Source organism: Maritimimonas sp. 2205BS37-2, from assembly GCF_056591755.1.
Map to the genome: position 1 here is coordinate 387,271 of NZ_JBWQOI010000002.1, position 23,629 is coordinate 410,899.

Genomic DNA, 23,629 nt, shown 5'->3' on the forward strand with positions numbered 1-23,629 from the left:
AATTAGTACATTTGCAGACAATCAGCATTTTGGCACGGTTTTTTCTAAATACTCATTGCACTATGATACGTACTTTTTTAATCATACTAGCATTTACTGTAAGCATTAGTTCTTGGGGGCAAAAACCTCAACGAATTGCATATATTGACATGGAATATATTTTAGAAAATGTTCCTGAGTATGCAGATGCACAAGCTAGACTAAACTTAAGAGTACAAGGGTGGCAAAAAAAGCTTGATGACCTAAAGCGCGAAATTGAAATAATGAAAACCGATCTTGGCAATGAAAAGGCATTGCTAACGACTGATTTAATTGAAGAGCGTGAAGAAGATATTGAGATTAAAGAATTAGATCTCAAAAATTTACAAGCATCGTATTTTGGCCCAACAGGTGATTTATATTTACTGAGAAAGCAATTGGTAAAACCGGTACAAGATCAGATTTATAATGCCGTACAAGAAATTGCCGTGCGAAGAAAGTATGATATTATTTTAGACAAATCTAGTGATCTCATTATGCTTTATACAAATAAAAAGTTTGATGTTAGTGATCAGGTTTTAAATCGTATCGTAAAAGGCAGAAAGGCTAAAGCTTTAGAAGAAAAGAAAAAAGAACGTTTACAAGATGCTACCGATGCCCAAGAGGAAACACAGAGTAAGGCAGATGAAAAGCAAACAAAGCGTGATGCACTTGAGGCTCGTATAAAAGCCCAAAATGAAGAAAAAGCTAAGAAGCGAGAGGCACTTAAAAAAGCCGCAGATGAACGTAGAAAAAAACGATTGGAAGAAATTGAACGTCGTAGAAAAGAACGTGAAGCTAAAATAAAAGGTACTAATACAACAAGTAAAAGTAGTGACACTACACAAACCAAAGAAGTGGTTACTACACCAAAAAGAGTTAAAGACACTGTTGCTTTAAGAAAAATTGATAGTGCAAAAGCTGCCAAACGTGCTGCATTATTAGAAAGAGCAAGATTAGCTAAAGAGGCAAAAGAAAAAAGAAGACAAGAAATAATTAAGGCACGCGAAGAGAAACGTAAAAAACGTTTGGAAGAATTAGAGAAACGCAAGAAGCAAAAAGAAACAGAAAACGAAGAAAACAACAACGAAAATTAATATTAATAAATTTACTTTACACACATGAAATCGATTAAATTACTATTATTAGCAAGTGTATTATTTTTAGGATTTAATGCAGTAAGCGCACAGTCTAAAATAGCACATATTAATACTGAAGCTTTAGTTGCTGCAATGCCAGAAACTAAACAAATGCAAGAAGAATTGAAGAAAATTGCACAGACATACGATACTGAATACAAGTCACAAGGAAGCGCTTTACAAGCAAAATTACAAAAGTATGATGCAGAAGCAGCTACACAGACTGATACTGAGAATGCTAAAAGAGCTAAAGAAGTTCAAGATTTACAGAAGAAAATTCAAGTATATGCTCAAACCGCTCAGCAAGAGTTACAAAAGAAGGAGTTTGATCTATATAAGCCTATCGCTGAAAAAGCACAAAATGCTATTTCTCAAGTAGCAAAAGAAAAAGGCATTCAATATGTTATGGATTCTTCTCCTGGTAAAGGATTAATTGTTTATGATGGTGAAGATTTAATGGCAGCTGTAAAAGCTAAATTAGGTATAAAATAAGATAAAAATTATACATAATAAAAATCCCGCCCATGTAGCGGGATTTTTTATTTTTGCTTTTATGAGTAATCAACCTATTGGCGTATTTGATTCTGGTGTAGGAGGCATCACTATTTGGAAAGAGATCACTAAACTTATGCCTAATGAAAATACAATTTATTTAGCCGATAGTAAAAACGCTCCTTACGGCCAAAAACCAAAAGAAAGCATCATTGAGCTCTCCATAAAGAACACGGAGTTACTCTTGAATAAAGATTGTAAGATTATCGTTGTAGCTTGTAATACAGCAACTACAAACGCTATTTCTTACCTAAGAGCCAATTATGATATTCCCTTTATAGGTATTGAACCTGCAATAAAACCTGCTGCACTACAAACTAAAACCAATGCTGTAGGTATTTTAGCCACCAAAGGAACCTTATCTAGCGAATTGTTTAACCAAACAGCCGATAAATTTGCATCAAATGTAAAGGTTGTAGAGCGAATTGGTGAGGGCCTTGTTCCATTGATAGAACAAGGAAAATTAAACAGCCTTGAAATGCAACAACTCTTAAAGAAATACTTGCAACCCATGTTAGATGCCCGTATAGATTATTTGGTTTTAGGTTGCAGCCATTACCCTTTTTTAATACCGCAGATAAGAAAAATTATTGGCAATAATGTAACCATTATTGATTCAGGATTAGCGGTTGCTAAGCAAACAAAAGTTGTTTTAGAAATGCATAATTTATTAAATAGGCACAATTCAAAAAACATTTGCCATAACCTATATACTAATCTAGACATACAGGTATTGAAAAGATTTTCTAATAACAGTAAACAAAATGTGATTCGTCAATTATTCGATTTCTAAGTTACTTTTATTTTCAATTCTGATAAAACTAAAAGAGCACCTCAAATTGAGGTGCTCTTTATTCATTAATTATTATATAGAACACTATATTTTCACAACTACTCTAACCTTTTTAAGATTTCCATTTACAAATACCTTTAAATAATAAACACCGTTATGTAAATTTTCAAGATTATAATTTAATATGGACTCTCCTTCCACCAGCTGTTCTTGAGATTCAAATACTTTACTCCCGTAAAAACTATAAAGAGCAATGTCAACATCGGCATCATTGTTAGTCGTTAGTTTTATATTCAAATTTTTTCTAAACGGATTAGGATAAGCTCTTAAATTAGAAATAAAAACTTGATCGGTATCTTCACAAGACCCTAATACGTCACCGTGACGTAAATGCCACTTAACAGCCCATTGCGGAATACAGATGGTACGACCATTATGACAAACTTTTACTTTAGGTCTATAAGGGTTATTACCACAACTAACGTCTATTACCTCAATTACAATATCTTTAGATACAGAACAGCCGTTTGCATCAGTTACGGTAACCGTGTAGGTTGTTGTTTCTTCTGGGCATACTTCTAATGATTCTGATGTATCACCCGTACTCCATTCGTAAGAATAAGGAGCTGTACCTCCTTCAACAGCTTCTATCGAGATTGTGGCACAAGCTTCATTCTGATACCCGTCGTAAACCGTTGCATCACCAGAAGTTGTTATAAGGATTTCTGTTGGTTCATCAATGGTAAACACCTCTGTTACTCCATTCCCTAAAGCATCCATTACAATTACACTATAAGTACCTGCTGCTAAATCAGATGCGGTAGCGGTTGTTTGACCGTCGCTCCATTCGTACGTATATGGTGTTATCCCTCCTGATACGGTAATCGATGCAGTTCCATCTAAACCACCATTACATGTTACATTGGTGAATGATGAGCTCGCTAATTGTAATTCTTTTAACTGAAAGCGCGCTGAAACAGGAAAATGATCAGAAGTTGTTCTCGTGAAATCGTTATCATAATATTCATAATGCACGCGCACCGTTTCTTCTATATAATTATCATTTAATTCATTAGAAATTGCAATATGATCAATCATGTTTTCTCTTGAGACAAAAGAACGGAATCCTGCATCACTTAAAGCCTTAGATACAATATTATAGTTCGTCATATCCATCACGTAATCATCATACGAGGTTACGGTAGTTGCAACATCAGCAACAGTTACGTCTACATCGTCGTTATAATCTCCTAATAGAATAATATTAGAACTTGAATATTGAACATCTAAACTATCTTTTAAGACCTCAACATCGTATTTTCGCATGTCATATCTAAGTTGAGGATCTGAGCTAAGATTTGCTCTTGCATGTAGTGCAACAATATTATAAGGCTCCGTCTCTCCATTAACAGTTATATCGGCGGTCATTAAAAATGGTAAACGGCCACTCGCAAAGAAGCGATCTGTAGTGCTTGGGTAATTCACTAAAGCAGTATCATCACCTCCATTATACAATGGATGAATCGATTCTAATAATACTTTTGTACTTGTAACATTTACAGTAGCTGTATTATAGATAAACCCTACTTTTTGTTTTACTCCAGGGTCATTTGGCCTTGATACTGCCGGTGAAAGTACATAATCATACCCCGGTAATTCGCTAACCAATTGTGCGAATAATGCATCATCAGCAATTTCTTGTACTGTATATATATCAGCATTTAAACGATTAATTACAGATTTAACGCTATCTTTTTGAATCGCATCAGACATTGGATCTCCAGCTGCCGGTGAGTTTGTTTCGTCACCGAACCATTCAATATTCCATGTAACAATATCAAGCGTTTTGTCTTGAGGAACAGTAATTGGAGGCATTGGAGGTACATATGGACCGGCGCAAGACATATCAGATCCTTGTCTTGGTAATAATTGATATGTTTCAAAAAATCTACCTACAACACCAATTATTTCTCCACAGCTATCCGGTTGACCCAATCCAACGATTTCGGCAACATCATTATCAATACGTAATTGGCCTGTACCGCTACCATCTGTTAATACATAATTAGCGTTTCCAAATAAGATATCTCCAGGATTTGGAAAACTAGGGCTAACAATGCGAACTAATTCGGCCGGGTGGTTGGCCAATTCGCTCAATGTTATTGTTATTGGTTCTATGGTTTGATTCGGTAATCCATTATTTTCTACTACCGTTACCGGACTTATTTGAATTTGATCATTAAAAGAACTTCGTGTACCAGATACCGTAATTGAATCTCCAATCATAAAATTACCATCGCCATGCACTAATTCATCAAAAATTGCGATACCACCTGTGCTGTCTTGAATATATGCCGATCCAGAAAATTGGTCGGCTACTGTAAGCACTCCACTTACTGTTACAATTTCGCCATCTACCGTATTACGAGCCTCTAATATTGAAATAGGCGCCGGTGGAGGAATCACTGCTCCATTTTCTGTTCCGGGCGAAGGTATTAATTGACTATAAGTACTTGTATTTCTTAATCCTCCTGATCCATTTGGAATCCTTTGATTTGAATGTACATCTTTGTCTCCTGCTCCTCCTTCATTAACCTGTGCCTCTCCTGCATTTAACAATACCAATAAGCCTGCATCATCTCCATCATTCGTATCATAAACTAAAGCATCTAATAAGTTTGTCGTTGTTACTGGTGTGCCCGATGGAAAAATCGTAGCATCATCTTGATACAGTGCCACTGCGTCTGCTCCATTTTGAATACCATTGGTAGTGAATTCTACCAAATCAACATTCGGAACTCCTGAACTACCTATTACAAAATATCCTTCTGCATTGGTACTTTGCCCATCTAGATCGATCGCATCATAACTTGTATCACTACTTCCATTGAATAATACAACTACCAATCCATCTAATGAAGTATTTCCAACACCACCATCATAAAGCTCTATAAACTCCGTAGCATCGGTTCCCGTTTGATCAGCATCTACTTCATTAATTACAACCTCTGCAGGACCAGCAACTGTATAACTACCTATTGGAAATGGTGTAGGTGAACTTGCATTGGTGGTCTGACCATCAAAAACATTGATTCCACTAAAACTCCATGAACCTATTACAAAGGTATTACCATCTGGACCTGTATTCTCATTTCTATAGGCCCAAGCATCTACATAATCCCATGGCTGTCCGCTTCCATCTACATTGATATCTCCAAAAACATCTACAACCGACCCTCCCTGGAATAACTCTATAGCATCATCACCATTTATAGCCATTGCTCCAGAAGTATAATTAGGAGCAAATCCGAAAAATGAAGTGAAGCCCGTTGCTTCTGAAGCTACATAAATAAAACTTCCTGCCGTAGCTGCATCTGCAGGAAAAGTAAATTCTTCTCCATCTGTTCCACCACCATTATTCGCAGAACCTAAACCATAAACACTTAAATCGGCTATATCTTCTTTTACATATAATTCAACCCCTTTTGGAACACCACCTGTTAAAGGACCATCGAAAACTCCTGTAATTACTAAAGCACTTGCGCCTCCGCTTGCATCGAGTGTTGTTACCGGTACCGCTGCACTTGCATCTGAAGCATTATTTGCAGCATCTAAAGCAACAACTGTAAACGAATAATCTGTACTTGGCGTAAGCCCCGTTAACGTAATTGTAAGGTCGGCAGTAGATCCCATTAATGTAGCTCCGTCAAAAATTTGATATTCTGTAACGGCTACATTATCAGTTGATGCATCCCAAGTTAATGTTACTTCTGTATCTGTAATGTTAGAAGCGATTACATTTAAAGGAGTTGAAGGTGCCTCGTTATCTACCACACCGCCAACATTTTCTGCCCCGGGTGTAGGTGCTAATTGATTATAAGTACTTGTATTTCTTAATCCTCCTGATCCGTTTGGTATCCTTTGATTTGAATGTACATCTTTATCTCCTGCTCCTCCTTCATTAACCTGTGCCTCTCCTGCATTTAACAATACCAATAAGCCTGCATCATCTCCATCATTCGTATCATAAACTAAAGCATCTAATAAGTTTGTCGTTGTTACTGGTGTGCCCGATGGAAAACTCGTAGCATCATCTTGATATAATGCAACTGCATCTGCTCCATTCTGAATACCATTGGTGGTGAACTCAACCAAATCAACATTCGGAACTCCTGAACTACCTATTACAAAATATCCTTCTGCATTGGTACTTTGCCCATCTAGATCGATCGCATCATAACTTGTATCACTACTTCCATTGAATAATACAACTACCAATCCATCTAATGAAGTATTTCCAACACCACCATCATAAAGCTCTATAAACTCCGTAGCATCGGTTCCCGTTTGATCAGCATCTACTTCATTAATTACAACCTCTGCCGGACCTACAACGGTATAGCTACCCAACGGAAATGGTGTAGGTGAACTCGCATTGGTGGTCTGACCATCAAAAACATTGATTCCACTAAAATTCCATGAACCTATTACAAAGGTATTACCATCTGGGCCTGTATTCTCATTTCTATAGGCCCAAGCATCTACATAATCCCATGGCTGTCCGCTTCCATCTACATTGATATCTCCAAAAACATCTACAACCGATCCTCCCTGGAATAACTCTATAGCATCATCACCATTTATAGCCATTGCTCCAGAAGTATAATTAGGAGCAAATCCGAAAAATGAAGTGAAGCCCGTTGCTTCTGAAGCTACATAAATAAAACTTCCTGCCGTAGCTGCATCTGCAGGAAAAGTAAATTCTTCTCCATCTGTTCCACCACCATTATTCGCAGAGCCTAAGCCATAAACACTTAAATCGGCTATATCTTCTTTTACATATAATTCAACCCCTTTTGGAACACCGCCCGTTAAAGGACCATCAAAAACCCCTGTAATTACTAAAGCATTATCTGCTACCGGTGGTGTTACGTCTTCTAGTGTAGTAACATTTGCGATATTACTATCTGATGAATTATTACCCGCTGCATCTAATGCTCTAACCGTAAATGTGTATGAAGTATTCGGAGTTAATCCGGTGACCATATAAGTTGTTGAAGTGGTAGCACTTACTAACGTAGCCCCATCAAAAATTTGATAAGCAATTACGCCAATATTATCGGTTGACGCATCCCAAGTAAGTGTAGTTTCTGTTTGCGTGATATTAGAAGCCACTAAATTTGTTGGCGCTGTTGGCGCTTCATCATCTACTGTGGTTCCATCAAACCTATCTTCAGCTTGAGGACCACCCCAGATAGAAGTGGCAAAGGCTGGATTATCAATAAAAGGGTTTCTATTTCCTTGAATGCCTTCTAGAAGTGCATTTCTATTAATTTCGTATTGTGAAACAGGATCTTCGGCATTCCATTCTAAAAATATATCTGGTATTTCGGCACTAAAGGTTGTAGGGCCCACGCCAACTACGGTAGGTAAACACTGGTTTCCATATCGCAAATACATATACATCATCATGCGGGCGACATCACCCTTCCATTCATCGCCGGGATAAAATGTATTTCCGTTAATAACGCGAGCGACTCCATCTGCATCGGCATATGGAAAATTACTCCTTGTACTATTAAATGTTACATCAGATGCCCGTAAATGATGTGCATCAGAACCCGGGCCGGTACTGCCAAGATTTGGATTCCCTAAAGACCGTGGATATGTATGTTCTCGATTCCAATCGCCAACATTACCTCCATTCATATCTTTATCTCTAGTTCTATCATTGGTAATATCGGCATCTGCATCGTCATAACCATATATTAAAAACACATTATCGGGATTTGCAGGATCTAGATCTGTTTGCTTTAATGCATCCCATACCCCTGGAGTATAGCTTAGATTTGTAGTCTGCGTATTGATAATTAATACCGATAAGTTGTCCTTTAGTTGAGTTCCTGTAGCTGTAATATCTGTACCATTATAATAAGTTGGTACTTGAGCATACGTTAAAATTGAAAGAAAAGTTAGAGCAACCCATAACAATGGGCGCTTTTTAAGATAGCCTTGTTTCATAGCTTTTGTAAATTGAATTAGTTATGATAAAAATACTGATAATATATAGAAATCACAAAATCAACTTATTAACACTCTAGTTAGTGATTAAATCGTGCGTTCAAGCAGGTTTTTGCAATTTTTAAATTGACAACTTATCTAACTTTAAAGGCTACTCGTCTGTAAAAAACTGAATATTTGAAGTACAACAAATGAATGAGGATAATAAAGAGTATAATATTGATGAGAAAGCTATTGGAAAGGTTTTAAGTAAAAATGGTTACAGAATTGAGGTAAAAGCACTTTAAAAAAGTTACCCTATCAAAAACTAAGTGAAAAAATAGTATTCACTTTAATGAAGTCTAATCTATAGTTATTGTACCGAATAAATACTCTAACTGGGCTTTCCATTCACCATTTATTTTTTTGAAATGAATTATTGATTTAAAAGAATCTTTATCTTTTAAAAAAAGTAAAGCATTCATCCCATCCCTAGTGAAAATTGGTTTTTTTAAATCAAAAAAATAGTTAGTAGCTAGATAGTTCTTATCATAAGAAATAGACTCAGGGTTGGTACCAAAAGGAAAAAATCGAACCTTTTTAGAATTAATTTGTTCTTTATTAATAGTATCTAATCTTTTCAATTGTTTTATAAAGTACGATCTCTCATTTTTATAATCTATATTAAGTTCAGATACATCTATTTTAAATTGATCAAAACTAAGGGAATCATTTTCTATTTCTAAAATTTGATTATCTAAATAGTTTACATAAGCAATAGAATCCTTTAAATCATTTATTGAAGGCCAATCAATTACATATATTGAATCTTTATTTTTCGATATCTTATTGATAATTTGATTTATAATAATTGTACTATTTTCTTGATATTTCTTTTGTCCTACAGCACAAGAAATAAATAGAATAGAACAAACAAAACCTAATATACCTTTCATCTTTTTAAGTTCTAATTGGAAAATTGACATTACTAATATTAAAAAATGCCTCTGATTTACAGAAGCAGTTTTACAACATAAGTTCTTAACTTTTTATTACTTCTTTTTGATAAATAAGTAATTGAAGTGATAATGCCACAACTACTTGCCAAAGTGTATATGGGTTCAAAAAAGTGTTGAATTCAGGAAAGTCTCTACCAAGCTGTGAATATTCATAGTTATAAAAAAATATTATTACTAATAAACTTATAGAAGAAACAAGTACAATGTTACTAAATTTCGTTTTTATCTTATAATTAAAAATAAACCTATATAATATAAAAATCAACATAGGAGCTACCATAAATGGTATTAATACAAAAGAAACAATACTTGATTTATCTTCTCCTAATAAGGGTTTTAATATTTCTGCTAACATCCCAGTTCCCGCAAAAGAAATAATAAAAATAACATAAGAAATAACTAGGCTTAGTAATACCCCAAGGTATGAAGTAAATCTATGATTATTCCAATTTACAAGTCCAATTATTAATCCAAATGATAAGGGGTAATAATCCAAACCCATTTTGGTTGCTATTATTACCATAGCGCATAAGATAGGCGGTGCTATAATTTTTAAACTAACATTAATATCCTTCATTACTTTTAATTACAATTAATTTGATCTATTGTTTGATTGCTTTCTAACGCTTGTTTTAATTTTGTTTTATCCAATCGCACCGCAGTTTTAGGAAAAGTTGTTGCCTGACCTCCATTAATATTTATCCATTGTTTAATTTGTTCTTGTAAGTTAGACCATGTAGCTTCGCCTATATTATAATAAGTATCTGATTTACATTCATCATTGCCAGGTCCAAATCCAACAATATTTGAAATTCTTGCCACATCAACAGCTCTGGTAAATAATTCTAAATTTCCATTTTCATTAGTTCGACGACCCCATTGACGATTCCCTGAAAAAGGTTGAGTTAAGGTTCTAAGAGTTTGCACCGTGGAGCCAATCCAATATTCCGAAGTAAATTCAGAAATCATAATAGCACCATCATCAGAAATTAGACTCCCAAACGTTACTGAGGAATTGGCATCAATTTCTATTATTGCAGCCAATGGATTTCCAGAGCTCCAAATAGTCGCGTCAGCAGAAGAATAAGGAGAGAAAGTCCAACTAACATCAGCTCTATTATCGCTATCAAAGGGGACATCACAGCTAAATTGAAAGTCATCTTTGCTACCAGAAGCCCAACTAGTAAAATTTTCTTTATATACGTTAAAAACTTCTGCATTAGTGTCTGGGTTACCATCTAAATTAAAATCAGGATTTTGGGTAATCTCTACACCATAATAATCAACATTTGCTACAGCAACGTTACCAGTATTAAGAGGCTGGTCTTGAAAATCACTTCCTAAAGCAGCTAATCTGTTTGTACAAGATGGAGGTAAAGTATGGTCAAACAATTCTATATAATTATCAGTATTAAGTCCGTTTTGTTGTGCACAATCTTCTAATAATGAAAAAGGGGCATCATTAATAAGGTTAACTAATTCCAGATATCTTACAAACTTAGCATTTGGAAGTTCGTTAAAGATGTTATTCATAAAGTCAACAACTTTATTATCATCAACACTATTTATTTCTCCATTCATTAATGCAGTTGTTATTTGTTCTGCAATGTTTTTAATCTGAGTAGTATTTCCATGTTCATCTAGAAAATCTCTAATATCGGTATAAGCTTGCTATTTTGTTGCCCAGTAATTTTATGATGTACTGAAATTGAAGGTAAATTAGGATTAGCTGCATCCCAAACATCTTGCAATTTGTTTGATGACACGCTAAAAGCTTGCTGTAAATCATAAAATTTATCGCTTTTAAATGCACTCTTACATTCAAAATATTAGAATTAAACTAATAATTTTATTCATTAATAAAAACCAATCTAATATTTTATAGATATCGAATCTTTATTATATACGATAATATCAAATTTATTATTTAATGATTTTCCGTTAGTGTAATATCCAAAATATTTAGATGTCCATGCTATTTTATTATTGTAAATTTCAATAAAGTAGCTCCCATCTCCTACAATATCTTCTTCAAAAAATATTCTTCCTTCTTTAGATTCTTTCGACTTTAAGTTTAAAATCACGCTTGGATTATTTTTTGACACCCCAATCAAGATACTATCCAATTTCACATTAGATTGGTTTTTAATCCTAAAAAAAGGATTGTTATTATAACTACAAGAATAAAGCATTATAGTTATTATAAAAAGTTTAAAAACATTTTTCATAGTATTAATGGGTAGGTATTAATTGAGAATTTATTGTTGCCCTACCGTTAGGGGCAAGGTTATTTAGATATCTTAAACCGCCATTATTTAAAACACTTATAATACTCTCTTCTAATGAACTAAAACCGTCAGATAAAAAATTATATCTACTTCTACCAATATTGTTATTAAACAAATCCATTTGTTTTTCTTTGTTACTATACGGATATGAAGCTGGTTTATCTTCGTGCGCAGTTGCTAAACTATCTGCTAAACTATCACCTAATAATATTACATTTAAGCCATTCCAATAAGCATGTCTAAATGCATCTCCTATACCATTATATAATGAAGAAGGATATAAATCTTCTGCTCTCCATGTAGCTTTTTGAGCATTAAATAAGTAACCTAATTGCTTAATTCTAGGCATATTGTTAAATATTACCAATTCCGAGGCGGACATTCTATTTTTATATTCTTGCTCAAATTCTAATAAATCATTATTCATTAAAGCATCTATAATTTCTATAACAATACTTTCAACTTCCGAATTGTTATTAGTATTTAGATAAACCTCTAAATCCCCTATCAAATATGGTCTCCCTATCAAAAAATTAATTTGGGAAGTTGTAAAATTAATCCCTAACGCAGAGATTCTATTTTCGTTAAACTGATCTAGTTCGGTCGTATCCTCTTGGTCATCACCTTCTGTAGGAGTAGTAATTATTTCCTCTTCTTCATTCTGATTATCATTTGACGAATCTCCATTAGAACCACTTCCACTTCCGCTTCCGCCGCCTCCAGGTAAGCCAGATTCATCACCATTATTTCCACCACCAGTGCCTCCAGTGCTCCCTGAACTCCCTGAATTTCCGCCAGTGCTCCCACTTGTATCATTGGGGGCATCTTCATTATCCGAATCATTACCTCCAGTGTTGTTCTCATCACATGGAATTATTTCAAATTTGATACTAATCCACTCCGTTAATTCACTTACAACACGTACCTCTCTACAACATTCTCCTGCTGGACAAGAATTTAGATAATCTGATTTTATGTTAAGTACTACATCAGCATCAAAATTAATTTCTTTAAAAGAATATTTATTTGTTAAATCAACTATTTCATTATTAGAAATAGCCTCTCTTTCTTCATCAGTTAAATCATAACTTATTAAATATGATTTATAACTACCATCTTTTCTCTGACTAATAATAAGATTCTCTAACTCATCTATTTCTATTGTTCTATAGACCCTAAAGGTGTATGAATTGTAATTTTCTTTTTCTATAAAAGAAACTTCATCTAAATCTATAATAAAATCATTTTCCGCATTATAGACAAAATCTGATTTAGTTTTAAGATTGTTTTCATTCTCAACTGGAATAAATTTTCCTAATTCTTTAAGAGCTTCATTATTGTCGCTAATTTCTTCAAAAGTTATTTTGCGTAAGGTCACTTACGTTTTTTTTGGATTATCCTGTTTTCAGAGCTAAATTCCAATACATGATCGCAATTAAAATAACTACTAAATATAGCATTAGTCTTTTAATAAATTTATTCCTGTTTTCATTCTTTACATCATAAAAAATTAATATAATAAAGCTAATTAGACTTAGTGGTATTAATACCAAATACATTATGTAACCCAATACATTTGGCGTATAAACGCCAAATGTATACTTTGTTGGTATCAGAAATAATATTAATGAGCTAATTGTAGAAATATAAAATATGTTATTAATTTTTGAGTAGAGCATTTATTTTAGAAATAAATACCAATATGTAAAACTTGTTAGAAATACTAACAATGTTATTACAATTCTTTTTAACAGATATTTTCCTTTTTTATTTTTAATATCTAAAATAAGTAGCCAACTAAAGCTGATTAAAGTTATAGGGATTAACATTAGTACCCACAGCCAACCTAGAATTGTTAAGCTGTAACCTCTAACTCTAAAATCTGTAGGCAACAAAATTATTGCAGCACTTATTAGTAGTACTATTAAATATAGTATATTTAATTGATTGTAAGAAGGTAGCTTTTTCATTTTATTTTAATTTTTGCAACCTAAATCTGATATTGGTTTTTTCCCTTCCAAAACATCTTTTACATCATCCCAATCAGGTCTATTCTTTATTGCCGCAGGTTTAGTTGATGCCCCACCGTTATTAGTGACAAAGTTATGTAGTTTGGTTTGAAAACTTCTCCAAAGAGCATCTGCTCCAGAGAAAGGATTTCCTAGTGTTCCGACATATAATACATTTTCAATTAAATTATTATCAAATCTGTCTACGCCTCGTACAAAAAAGCTATAACTTTCATCTTCATTTTGTTCATAACCAAATTGTCTGGTTCCACTAACAGGGTGATTGCCCGAATATGGAGCATTCATCGTTTGAAAATACCAATAAGAGTTGGTGTATTCTGTACAAACCACTGTACCATCATCTCCAGGGATGTCTATATAAACTATTGCACCTTCAGGATCATTAGAATTCCAAAGTGTTGTTTCGGTTGAACACATACTTTGAATTTCACAATAAGGTTCAAAAGTTGAATCATCAACAAAATCATTAAAATTTCTACGGATATAATCTAAGAATTCATCAGCCGTGAACCTTTCGTTATTATTTGAATTTGGTTTAATTGGTAATGAGGTAATTTTCACTGAGAAATAATCTAAATTTACTATAGTTCCTCTTGCTCCATTTAAAGTTTGTATTTCAAAATTATTCGAAATGCTACTTGGTAAATCATTTATTTTATCTAAAACAACCTGAGGTGCCTTATGCTGTGCAATAGTTTGCCATTTTTGAATTTGATCACAGTCAACATCTAATAGAAAAAAAGGATCATCTAAAATAACTTTGTTAATTTTAAATTCATTAAATTCTTTAGCATCCTCTAAATTTAACTGAGATGCTGATTCTCCACCAGTATTTCCAGTAGAAGATCCACCACCACCAGGGCCATCAGTACCGTCTGTGGTATATAAATCTGCTTCATAATCTGATCCACTACCATCAATATAAACCATTGTTGAAACGGCAACCGTTTCTGCGTATTGAGGTGGCCCACACGTTGAACCTGCAGGGTTTATACACGACCCATAATGACCACAACCACAAGGAATTGTAATATAAACTGTAACTCTTATCCATCGGCCAGATTTTTGAAAGTTTAAATTGTTATAACTTGTATAAGTTACCTTTCCTTCTGGTGGAGTATGTTCTCCGCTTAAGTGTCGATCTACCCATTCATCAGTAAAGGTATACCCGAGAATAAAAGCATTCTGTTCACCATTTTTTTCCTCTATAATTAAATTTTCTGTCTGATAGTTTTTACCTGGTCTTTTAACTCTAATGGTATAAGATTTATAACCATCTTCATCTATCACATTAACAGTGTCTGAGGTTATTATTAAATCCTCTTGATTTTGGCTTTTTAGGAATTGATTGTTATTAGTTAGTTCACCATTAAGAACATTTTTATTTAAACTTACAAATGTTTTGTCATTCTCCAATAAGCTATGAATTGTAAATTTAAAAGTATCTTCAGATTGTGACGAATTACTTTCTAAAATTTCATGTGTAGTATTTTCATTTGTTTTTTCACATCCAATAAGAGCTATAAATGCAAATAAAATTAAAATAGCTTTAATGCTGATTCTTGAAATATATTTCATAATAAATAATAGTTTTGGTTAAGTAATTGAGATAAGAGAGCAGCGACATATCTTAATTAAAACTGAACTCCTAACCTCAGTAATTAAGTGACGAATGTAGAAAATTAATTTTGAAAAATCTTAGGGGAAAAATTCCCTTTTTTAACAGGGTGTTTTTCCTATTTGTTATTAGTCTCATATCTATGAATTCTCATATAATCTCTTAACAGCTAAACTAACTGTTTCCTCAACTATTTCACCATAAACAGATTGTGTAATTCCTATTCTAGAATGGCCTAATAGTTTAGATGTTACCTCCATTGAAACACCATTTAATAATAGTACAGTAGTAGCAAATGTTTTCCTCGCTATATGATGTGTTAGATTCTTATCTATATTAGTTAATTGAGCAATCTCCTTTAAATACCCATTAAATCGTTGATTACTCACTATTGGTAATTTATAATCATACTTCTCTAATAGTTCTTTTGCTTTTGGTAATAATGGAATAGATAATTCTGAATTAGTTTTTTGTCTTTTCATTCTAATCCAATCTAATCCTTCTTTTCCTTTTATTATATGATTTGATCTCAGTCTTTCCATTTCTTTATAAGCTAATCCTGTATAACAACAGAAAACAAAACAATCTCTTATTTGATTTAATCTTTCTACTTTAAAATCAAACTCCTCCAACCTTTTTAGCTCTTCTTTTGTTAGAAATATAATCTCTTTCTTTACTGTTTTATATTTGTAAGAAGCAAAAGGGTCTTTTACTAAATAATCATCTTTTACAGCATCTTTCACAACCTTTCTAAGCCTCTGTATGGTCTTATTTACTGTGGCTTGCTGTAGTTTTCTTTCTGTCTTTAAATAATAGCTTAAATCATCTAAAAACCTTAGTTTTAAGGCACTTAATTTAATATCATTCCTGTCATATTTATGTTTTAAAAATCGTTTTATATGCACTTCAGTTTCTAAGTACTTTTTATAGGTTACTTCTACTATATCAATACCAATTAAACTTTTCATTTTCTCATTATGCAGTTTATAATATCCTAATAAGGTCATTTGATTTTTTGGCAGCTCACCTTTATACTTTTTATAGATATCTAATACATCAAATTCTATTTCCTGAACTTGTAGAAATAAAAAAGCCTGATTTAACTTTTGTCTTATCAGGCTTAATTGGGTATTGGTGTAGTCAGCATAGTCTGGGTAGTCAGCTATTTTTTGATGTTTACTATTCCAATGATCTGGATTTATAAATAATCCTGTAGAAAATTCTTTTCTTTTTTTTATATATGTAATTCTGCATTTAACACAACATAAACCCTTTTTATTAGATTTAGATTTATCAATAACAAATAATACATTCAGTTTATATTTATTCATGTTTTGTGTTTGAAATTTTTAGATAATAATGGGGCACCTAGCTATGATTTGGGGCACTTTTACCACACCTTTTAGAAGAAAAAAACTTGACAAGTTGACGATAAATAGTAGAGAATGAAATGTCTAAAAACAAAAAAAGCATCTCAATTTGAGACACTTTCCATTGACTAACTTTAACAGTTAGAGTAGTTTATGAAAAACTACTAAAAACAACACAACTTTCTTTTTTGCGGTCTGGACGGGACTCGAATAAAATAGTTTTTTCACATTTTAAAATGTGATAAGTAATTGATTTTTTGATCTATAAAAAATTATCTATCTTTAAATAAAAAGATATGCTAAAAAGAACCCTCTTTTTTGGCAATAAGTGCTCATTAACTACAAAGTACGAGCAATTAGTCATTAAAAATTCAACAAAAGAAACAACTGTCCCCATAGAAGATATTGGTTTTATAGTTATAGAAAATCAAGAAACGTATATTTCTATTCCCGCTCTTTCTAAATTATCATCTAATAATGTATCAATAATTTTTTGTGACAACAAGCATATGCCACAAAGTATGCTCCTTAATTTAGACAGCCATCATATACAACAAGAGCATTTTAAAAATCAAATAAATGCCTCAGAACCAATAAAGAAACAATTATGGCAACAAGTAGTAAAAACAAAAATACTGAATCAGGCAGCACATTTAAACACTTTAAAAAAAAATAAAAATCCACTAAAACATTACGCTTCTAAGGTTTTAAGTGGAGATAGCGATCATAGAGAAGCTGCTGCTGCTGCATACTATTGGAAACATCTTTTTGATTTTGATTTTAAAAGAGAACGTTATGGCGATTACCCCAACTTATTTTTAAATTATGGCTATATTGTTTTAAGAGCAGCTGTAGCTAGAGCTCTTTCTGGAAGTGGCTTGTTAAATACTTTAGGAATTCATCATCACAACAAGTATAATGCTTTTTGCTTAGCTGATGACATTATGGAACCATACAGACCTTTAGTAGATGCTAAAGTTATAGAAATTATAAATAACTATGATGAGCATGATTTAATAACACCTATAAAAGCAGAATTATTAAATATTTTAACCCAAACTGTATATTTTGAAGACAAAAAAAGCCCTTTAATGGTTGGCTTATCAACTACTACAAGTTCTTTGCAACGATGTTTTGCAGGTGAATCTCGAAAAATAATTTACCCAAAATTATGGATTTAAACGGCTATAGAATTATGTGGTTATTTGTGTTTTTTGACTTACCTACCGAAACTAAAAAAGATAGAAGAAATGCACAATTATTTCGAAAAAATCTGTTAAAAGACGGGTTTACTATGATGCAATTTTCTGTATATATGCGTCATTGCGCTAGTAGTGAAAGTGCTAACGCTCATGAAAAACGTATAAAATTACTATTACCACCATTAGGCAAAGTAAGTGTATTACGAATAACCGATAAACAATATGGTAATATAATGAACTTTTGGGGTAAAGTAGCAAGACCTAAAGAACCTCCTCCTACGCAGTTAGAATTGTTTTAACAGGAATTAAAAAATGTCTCAAACAAAGCAATTACATCTTTATAAGTGACATTTTTTTATACGATATTTTATTTCAATCTTTTGATAGTTAGTAGGTAACACACCAACTAATATCGTCTTTCCTAATCTTTAATCAAACCACAACCCGCTAAAGAAATTGGTGCTTTATCTTCATAATATCGTCTTTCCTAATCTTTAATCAAACCACAACAAACTTCAGCGTCATTAGCAACATTTGGAAAATATCGTCTTTCCTAATCTTTAATCAAACCACAACTTCATCATTAAGGGATTGTTTGTGTTATTAATATCGTCTTTCCTAATCTTTAATCAAACCACAACTTGGTTTCCACTTTGTTTACATTTTGACCACAATATCGTCTTTCCTAATCTTTAATCAAACCACAACAGAGACAGTCCTATCAATGTAATAAAGGGAATATCGTCTTTCCTAATCTTTAATCAAACCACAACAATTTGGACACAATAATGATGACCTTAAGAAATATCGTCTTTCCTAATCTTTAATCAAACCACAACATCTCTAAGATATAAATAAATGAGTACACTAATATCGTCTTTCCTAATCTTTAATCAAACCACAACAGAGTACATCGTATTAAAAAACTTAGTTTTAATATCGTCTTTCCTAATCTTTAATCAAACCACAACACTTCATATAACAAAATAAAAGAAGCTCTTAATATCGTCTTTCCTAATCTTTAATCAAACCACAACATTCGTAAAGTTTACTTTTCGATCTTTAATAATATCGTCTTTCCTAATCTTTAATCAAACCACAACCAAGAGCATTAAAATCAAAGTGCCAATCTTAATATCGTCTTTCCTAATCTTTAATCAAACCACAACTAAACTGGGTGCATCTCGATGTAATATGGGAATATCGTCTTTCCTAATCTTTAATCAAACCACAACTAAAAGACGCTGTGCCTTTTACAACGGAAAAATATCGTCTTTCCTAATCTTTAATCAAACCACAACTAGACTTGAGCAATTAATGGATCAGTATTTAATATCGTCTTTCCTAATCTTTAATCAAACCACAACATGATATAAATCATAGCAAAATTAGCATACAATATCGTCTTTCCTAATCTTTAATCAAACCACAACATGATATAAATCATAGCAAAATTAGCATACAATATCGTCTTTCCTAATCTTTAATCAAACCACAACTATTTACTGCAACAGGTAACCCAGACTGCAAATATCGTCTTTCCTAATCTTTAATCAAACCACAACTAATCCTTGTGGGTCTTTATGATAATCATGAATATCGTCTTTCCTAATCTTTAATCAAACCACAACTACTATATTATCGTCGTGAGAACCTAGTAAAATATCGTCTTTCCTAATCTTTAATCAAACCACAACAGGGGCTGAATTACCTATTACACTTACTGAAATATCGTCTTTCCTAATCTTTAATCAAACCACAACATGTTAGGGGCGTTAGATAAGTATTTTCCTAATATCGTCTTTCCTAATCTTTAATCAAACCACAACCCAATGATGGCTTTATCGCGAGTAATTTCAAATATCGTCTTTCCTAATCTTTAATCAAACCACAACAGTTGGCCATTTACATAGTCTGGAGTAGAAAATATCGTCTTTCCTAATCTTTAATCAAACCACAACAAGTAGTCAATCTGTTACCAATAATGTTGGAATATCGTCTTTCCTAATCTTTAATCAAACCACAACACTCCTGACTGTTTTTGAAACAAATCAATCAATATCGTCTTTCCTAATCTTTAATCAAACCACAACGAAAAGATAGATACTGTACAATCAAAAGGTAATATCGTCTTTCCTAATCTTTAATCATGTTAAAAAACTATGATTTAAATTTTAGTAATTTTCCCTGTAGTGGAAATTTTAACTTTAATAGGGTTAAATGTAAACCAACCTGTTTTACCATCTCCAAAACCTTTAATATATTTATAATCTAATTTTGCTATTTTATCCTCTCTAGAATCGTTATGTTTCCTAAAACATATTTCCATAAAATAATCTGCACCAGCAATTTTTTGCACCTTATACAAATTGTCAAAAATATTAGAATAATTAATGTTTTCCCAATCTATTTCATCTTCATGCTTAAATAACAAAAACATTTCACCTTCAGAAAAAGTTTGTATTACATATTTTCCATTATTTGGTAGTAAAACAACGTTCATTTTTTGCTTCTTTCTCTCAACAACCTCCCAGAGACTAACTACTTCTTTATCCAAAATACCATCAAGTCTTTCGTAAACCAATATGTGATGGTTATTTCTAGGGTTTACAAACTGATTGGACTTTGATTTCAATAACTTTGCTTTATTCATAGCTTCTCTTATTCTTATTTTCTTAACAGGAACTGGTTTTCCATTCTTATTTGGTAAAAATATTTGAGGCTGTCTTATACCGTTTTCATTACTTATAAAAAAAGTGCCTTCGGGTATTTTACCTTTTACAAAACCACCTAATTCATCAATGCGTTTTAAAATCAAAATACGAATGATATCATCAACAATTTTATCTATATGTTTTTTAGTTGTCAAGCTTTCAATAGGTTTTCGTACATGAAATGCTTCATTAGAATTTGGCGCAGTCCTTTTGCCATAAACAGTTTCTTTATGTAATTGTCCTCTAGCTGCTATTCCAATATTTGTATAGACAATACGGTTTTTTTTGACTTTATTTTTTCGAACGGTTATACTATTATTTGTTTTTTTGTATGAAACTAGAATTTGTTCTATAGACTTTTCAGCATCCTCCCTAAATGTTTTCCATGGCATCGGAAATTCTTTAAGTTCATAATTTCTATTGTATCTATTCCATTTTGTCAACTCATTTAAATGCTTTCTCGTAGAACAAGCCATAACCAAAGCATCTAAAGCATGATGACGATGATCTTCCCTTGTTTTCATATTACCTTCTTTATTTAATATTGAATTTAATCCCCATTTATGACGCAGGTTTGATGTCACTTGTCCCGATGCAACTAGCACATTGTCACAAATTTTTGATAAATAATTCTTTGCTTCTTTACTTATGTAACGTGTGTCATTTAACTGACGATGAATAAAATCTTCATCGTATTTTTTCTTTACAAATTGCTTAAATTTATAGTAGGCATTTGGGTAATGTGGTTTGTTTTTAAAACAACTTAATGCCTGTAATTTTATTTCTTCCCACCTATGTTCTCCTTGCTTACTATAGAATTCGTAAGGTGTTAAATTACCTTTAGCTCTATTTTCATCTGCAAAACAAAGCGTTTTGTTCATAAAACTATCATTTAATGATCTACTCCAGGGAAAAATATGTTCAATTTGAATTTCTCCGCTAAATAATTGATTTACTTCAATGTTTTTTCCAGTATATGGACAACGCTTATCGCACTCTTCCCAAAGTTTGAATTTTAAAATATTATCATGGCTGTGTCGTTGACCAATATAGTCAAGTTCCGACTTTACCCTATCATTCTCTCTTTCTAATCTTTTTTGTTCTCTTCTGATTTCATTTCTTTTTGTTTTTGAAATTTTCAAATCTCGAGCTAATTCTATTTTGATTTCATCAGGCTTACCATATTCTATAATGATTTTATTAACTAACTTTCTAATTTCAAACAAAGCAGTAATTACAATTGGATTTCTTATACTTTGTATCTCATTGTCGGCTTCTAAATTGACAGGCAATTTATCTAATACTTCTTCAGTTTCAATAGTACTACTGTGATGATATAATTTCTTTAATTGCTTTTCTGAAACATTAAACTCATGTCTAAGCATATTCTTTAAAGGCTCAATATATCCCCCTTTTAAATTGGAACGAATCATCATTGGAACGTTATCAAGAATAAACTGTTTATTTTCGCCCCACTTTTCTGCGAGTGCATTTTTTACACCACCAAGCCCAACTGCAATATCATAAGTAAATCCAAGTTGTAAAAAAGGTAAAATATTACTAATTGCTTTTCTACTCAAGTTGGAGTATCCTTCTTTTAAATTAAATTTAGAAATTTTAATCGCCTTATTTTTATCAAAATTCCATTTTTTTATTGCATATTCTTGTAGCTTTTCCCTATCATCGAAAAATGTTAATACATGCCAAATATCTTCTTGCTCCTTGTTTGAAAAATTAAACCATTCCTTTCCAAAAAAAATTTTATTAGACAAATTACTTATGGTATAAGAGCCAATTATTTTATCATCATCTTTATAATTAAATTGATAATAACCATCTAATTTATCAATTACTTCTCTTATTAATTTAAAAGCTACTTTATCTTTAGTTAGTAATAAATTAATTATTTTCTTTCTTTCTTCAGGAATTAATTTCTTACTATTATATTCAACAGTATTTACCCATTGATTAACCCTAAATAATTCAAAGGGTATTGAACTAAGTCGACATTTGGGTTTTGAAGTTTCAAATGAACAATTGCCCACTAAATACTTTTGAGAAAGTAAGGGGCGTTGATGAAATAACACTCCGTCAACTGAGTATCCATCTTTTTTTCTTCCTCCTAAAATAGCTTTTAATTCATCTTTAAGTTCACAATGATGTTTCTTTTGAAACTCCCAAATAGCTTCAAACTCATCAATATACATTTGACGCGTAGTATATCTATTTCTTATTCTCTCAACATTTCCTAAGTATGGTGAATTTTCTTTGGGATAAATAGTATTAAGATAAGAGCCAAGGGTTTTTCCTTTGATACTCTCAATTGTTTCACTAATTCCTATTTTACCAATCCTTTTGTCTCCCTTAAAAATGATACTCTTTTCATTATTATCTGTTGCGCTCCTACTATTGCTTTGAAAGCCCCTTCGTTGGATCATATGGTAAAAAATTCTACCCAATTCAACTAAAGAAATTTTTTCATGAATAGCTCTTGATCGCAATTCGTATGGATTTAACTTGAACCAATCCTGAAGTGATTGATTTTTAAAAACTTCTTCACCATTCCATTCTTTAATTAATTTATAATCTATAGGGCATAAATTATGTTTAGCAAGTTCTCTTAAAAGGTATCGTTTCCTCAACTTTCTTCTAAAAAAAATTCTTCTACTTCTTCTTGCTTCTCTTCTACTCGCGTTTTTTGAAGTTTCTCTGCCTTCACCTTCACCTAGATTAACAACTCCTTCGGAAAATATTCTACTTCCCATTCCGAGTATTCTTTTATTAACATCCTCTACTATAGCCCAACCAATACTATTAGTTCCTAAATCTAAGCCTAAAATTTTTCCCACTTTATAACTATCTTAATTCAATAATAAAGCTACAAAT

At 32.3% G+C, this 23,629-nt stretch carries 15 protein-coding genes and 1 CRISPR repeat array; of the genes, 5 read left to right on the top strand and 10 right to left on the bottom strand.

The window, feature by feature from the left end; translation table 11 throughout:
- The first annotated feature begins 62 nt into the window (after window positions 1-62).
- The 3 genes from AC1EUU_RS09085 (at window position 63) to murI (ending at window position 2,502) form a co-directional block, all read left to right on the top strand.
- Window positions 63-1,115 (top strand): OmpH/Skp family outer membrane protein, encoded by a 1,053-nt coding sequence (locus AC1EUU_RS09085; protein WP_480201099.1) that lies wholly within the window; start codon window positions 63-65, stop codon window positions 1,113-1,115.
- 24 nt (window positions 1,116-1,139) lie between these two features.
- Complete coding sequence (locus AC1EUU_RS09090) at window positions 1,140-1,649, top strand: OmpH/Skp family outer membrane protein (protein WP_480201100.1); 510 nt, start codon at window positions 1,140-1,142, stop codon at window positions 1,647-1,649.
- A 61-nt stretch (window positions 1,650-1,710) separates the two neighbouring features.
- On the top strand, window positions 1,711-2,502 hold the full coding sequence (gene murI / locus AC1EUU_RS09095) for a glutamate racemase (protein WP_480201101.1): 792 nt from the start codon (window positions 1,711-1,713) through the stop codon (window positions 2,500-2,502).
- An 84-nt stretch (window positions 2,503-2,586) separates the two neighbouring features.
- Here the strand turns inward: murI and AC1EUU_RS09100 are convergent, their stop codons facing one another.
- From AC1EUU_RS09100 to AC1EUU_RS09140, 9 genes are all read right to left on the bottom strand, one after another.
- Window positions 2,587-8,523: an endonuclease gene (locus tag AC1EUU_RS09100; RefSeq protein ID WP_480201102.1), complete on the bottom strand. Its 5,937-nt coding sequence runs from the start codon at window positions 8,521-8,523 to the stop codon at window positions 2,587-2,589.
- 341 nt (window positions 8,524-8,864) lie between these two features.
- Entirely contained in the window at window positions 8,865-9,458 is a 594-nt protein-coding gene (locus tag AC1EUU_RS09105; RefSeq protein ID WP_480201103.1) for a hypothetical protein, read from the bottom strand.
- An 85-nt stretch (window positions 9,459-9,543) separates the two neighbouring features.
- Window positions 9,544-10,098 (bottom strand): hypothetical protein, encoded by a 555-nt coding sequence (locus AC1EUU_RS09110; RefSeq protein WP_480201104.1) that lies wholly within the window; start codon window positions 10,096-10,098, stop codon window positions 9,544-9,546.
- Window positions 10,099-10,103: 5 nt separating this feature from the next.
- Window positions 10,104-11,102, bottom strand: coding sequence for a hypothetical protein (locus AC1EUU_RS09115; protein WP_480201105.1), 999 nt, complete (start codon window positions 11,100-11,102; stop codon window positions 10,104-10,106).
- A 59-nt stretch (window positions 11,103-11,161) separates the two neighbouring features.
- Window positions 11,162-11,287 (bottom strand): hypothetical protein, encoded by a 126-nt coding sequence (locus AC1EUU_RS09120; protein WP_480201106.1) that lies wholly within the window; start codon window positions 11,285-11,287, stop codon window positions 11,162-11,164.
- Window positions 11,288-11,392: 105 nt separating this feature from the next.
- The gene (locus AC1EUU_RS09125) at window positions 11,393-11,653 is read right to left on the bottom strand and encodes a hypothetical protein (RefSeq protein WP_480201107.1); all 261 of its coding nucleotides are present in this window, start codon (window positions 11,651-11,653) and stop codon (window positions 11,393-11,395) included.
- Between the two features lie 100 nt (window positions 11,654-11,753).
- Window positions 11,754-13,187 (bottom strand): DUF6973 domain-containing protein, encoded by a 1,434-nt coding sequence (locus tag AC1EUU_RS09130; protein ID WP_480201108.1) that lies wholly within the window; start codon window positions 13,185-13,187, stop codon window positions 11,754-11,756.
- A gap of 598 nt (window positions 13,188-13,785) precedes the next feature.
- Window positions 13,786-15,417, bottom strand: a complete 1,632-nt coding sequence (locus AC1EUU_RS09135) for a hypothetical protein (protein ID WP_480201109.1) — start codon at window positions 15,415-15,417, stop codon at window positions 13,786-13,788.
- A 180-nt stretch (window positions 15,418-15,597) separates the two neighbouring features.
- Entirely contained in the window at window positions 15,598-16,788 is a 1,191-nt protein-coding gene (locus AC1EUU_RS09140) for a site-specific integrase (protein ID WP_480201110.1), read from the bottom strand.
- Between the two features lie 335 nt (window positions 16,789-17,123).
- Here AC1EUU_RS09140 and cas1 point away from each other — a divergent pair, with 335 nt between their 5' ends.
- Together cas1 and cas2 are read left to right on the top strand one after the other, a co-directional pair.
- Window positions 17,124-18,008: a type II CRISPR-associated endonuclease Cas1 gene (cas1, locus tag AC1EUU_RS09145; protein ID WP_480201111.1), complete on the top strand. Its 885-nt coding sequence runs from the start codon at window positions 17,124-17,126 to the stop codon at window positions 18,006-18,008.
- Window positions 17,999-18,328, top strand: a complete 330-nt coding sequence (gene cas2 / locus AC1EUU_RS09150) for a CRISPR-associated endonuclease Cas2 (RefSeq protein WP_480201112.1) — start codon at window positions 17,999-18,001, stop codon at window positions 18,326-18,328. The genes cas1 and cas2 overlap by 10 nt, the downstream gene beginning before the upstream one ends.
- A 109-nt stretch (window positions 18,329-18,437) precedes the next feature.
- Window positions 18,438-20,188: direct repeats of the CRISPR family, unit length 36 nt; unit sequence AATATCGTCTTTCCTAATCTTTAATCAAACCACAAC.
- A gap of 8 nt (window positions 20,189-20,196) precedes the next feature.
- Here cas2 and cas9 read toward each other — a convergent pair.
- The gene (gene cas9 / locus AC1EUU_RS09155; RefSeq protein WP_480201113.1) at window positions 20,197-23,592 is read right to left on the bottom strand and encodes a type II CRISPR RNA-guided endonuclease Cas9; all 3,396 of its coding nucleotides are present in this window, start codon (window positions 23,590-23,592) and stop codon (window positions 20,197-20,199) included.
- Window positions 23,593-23,629 lie beyond the last annotated feature (37 nt).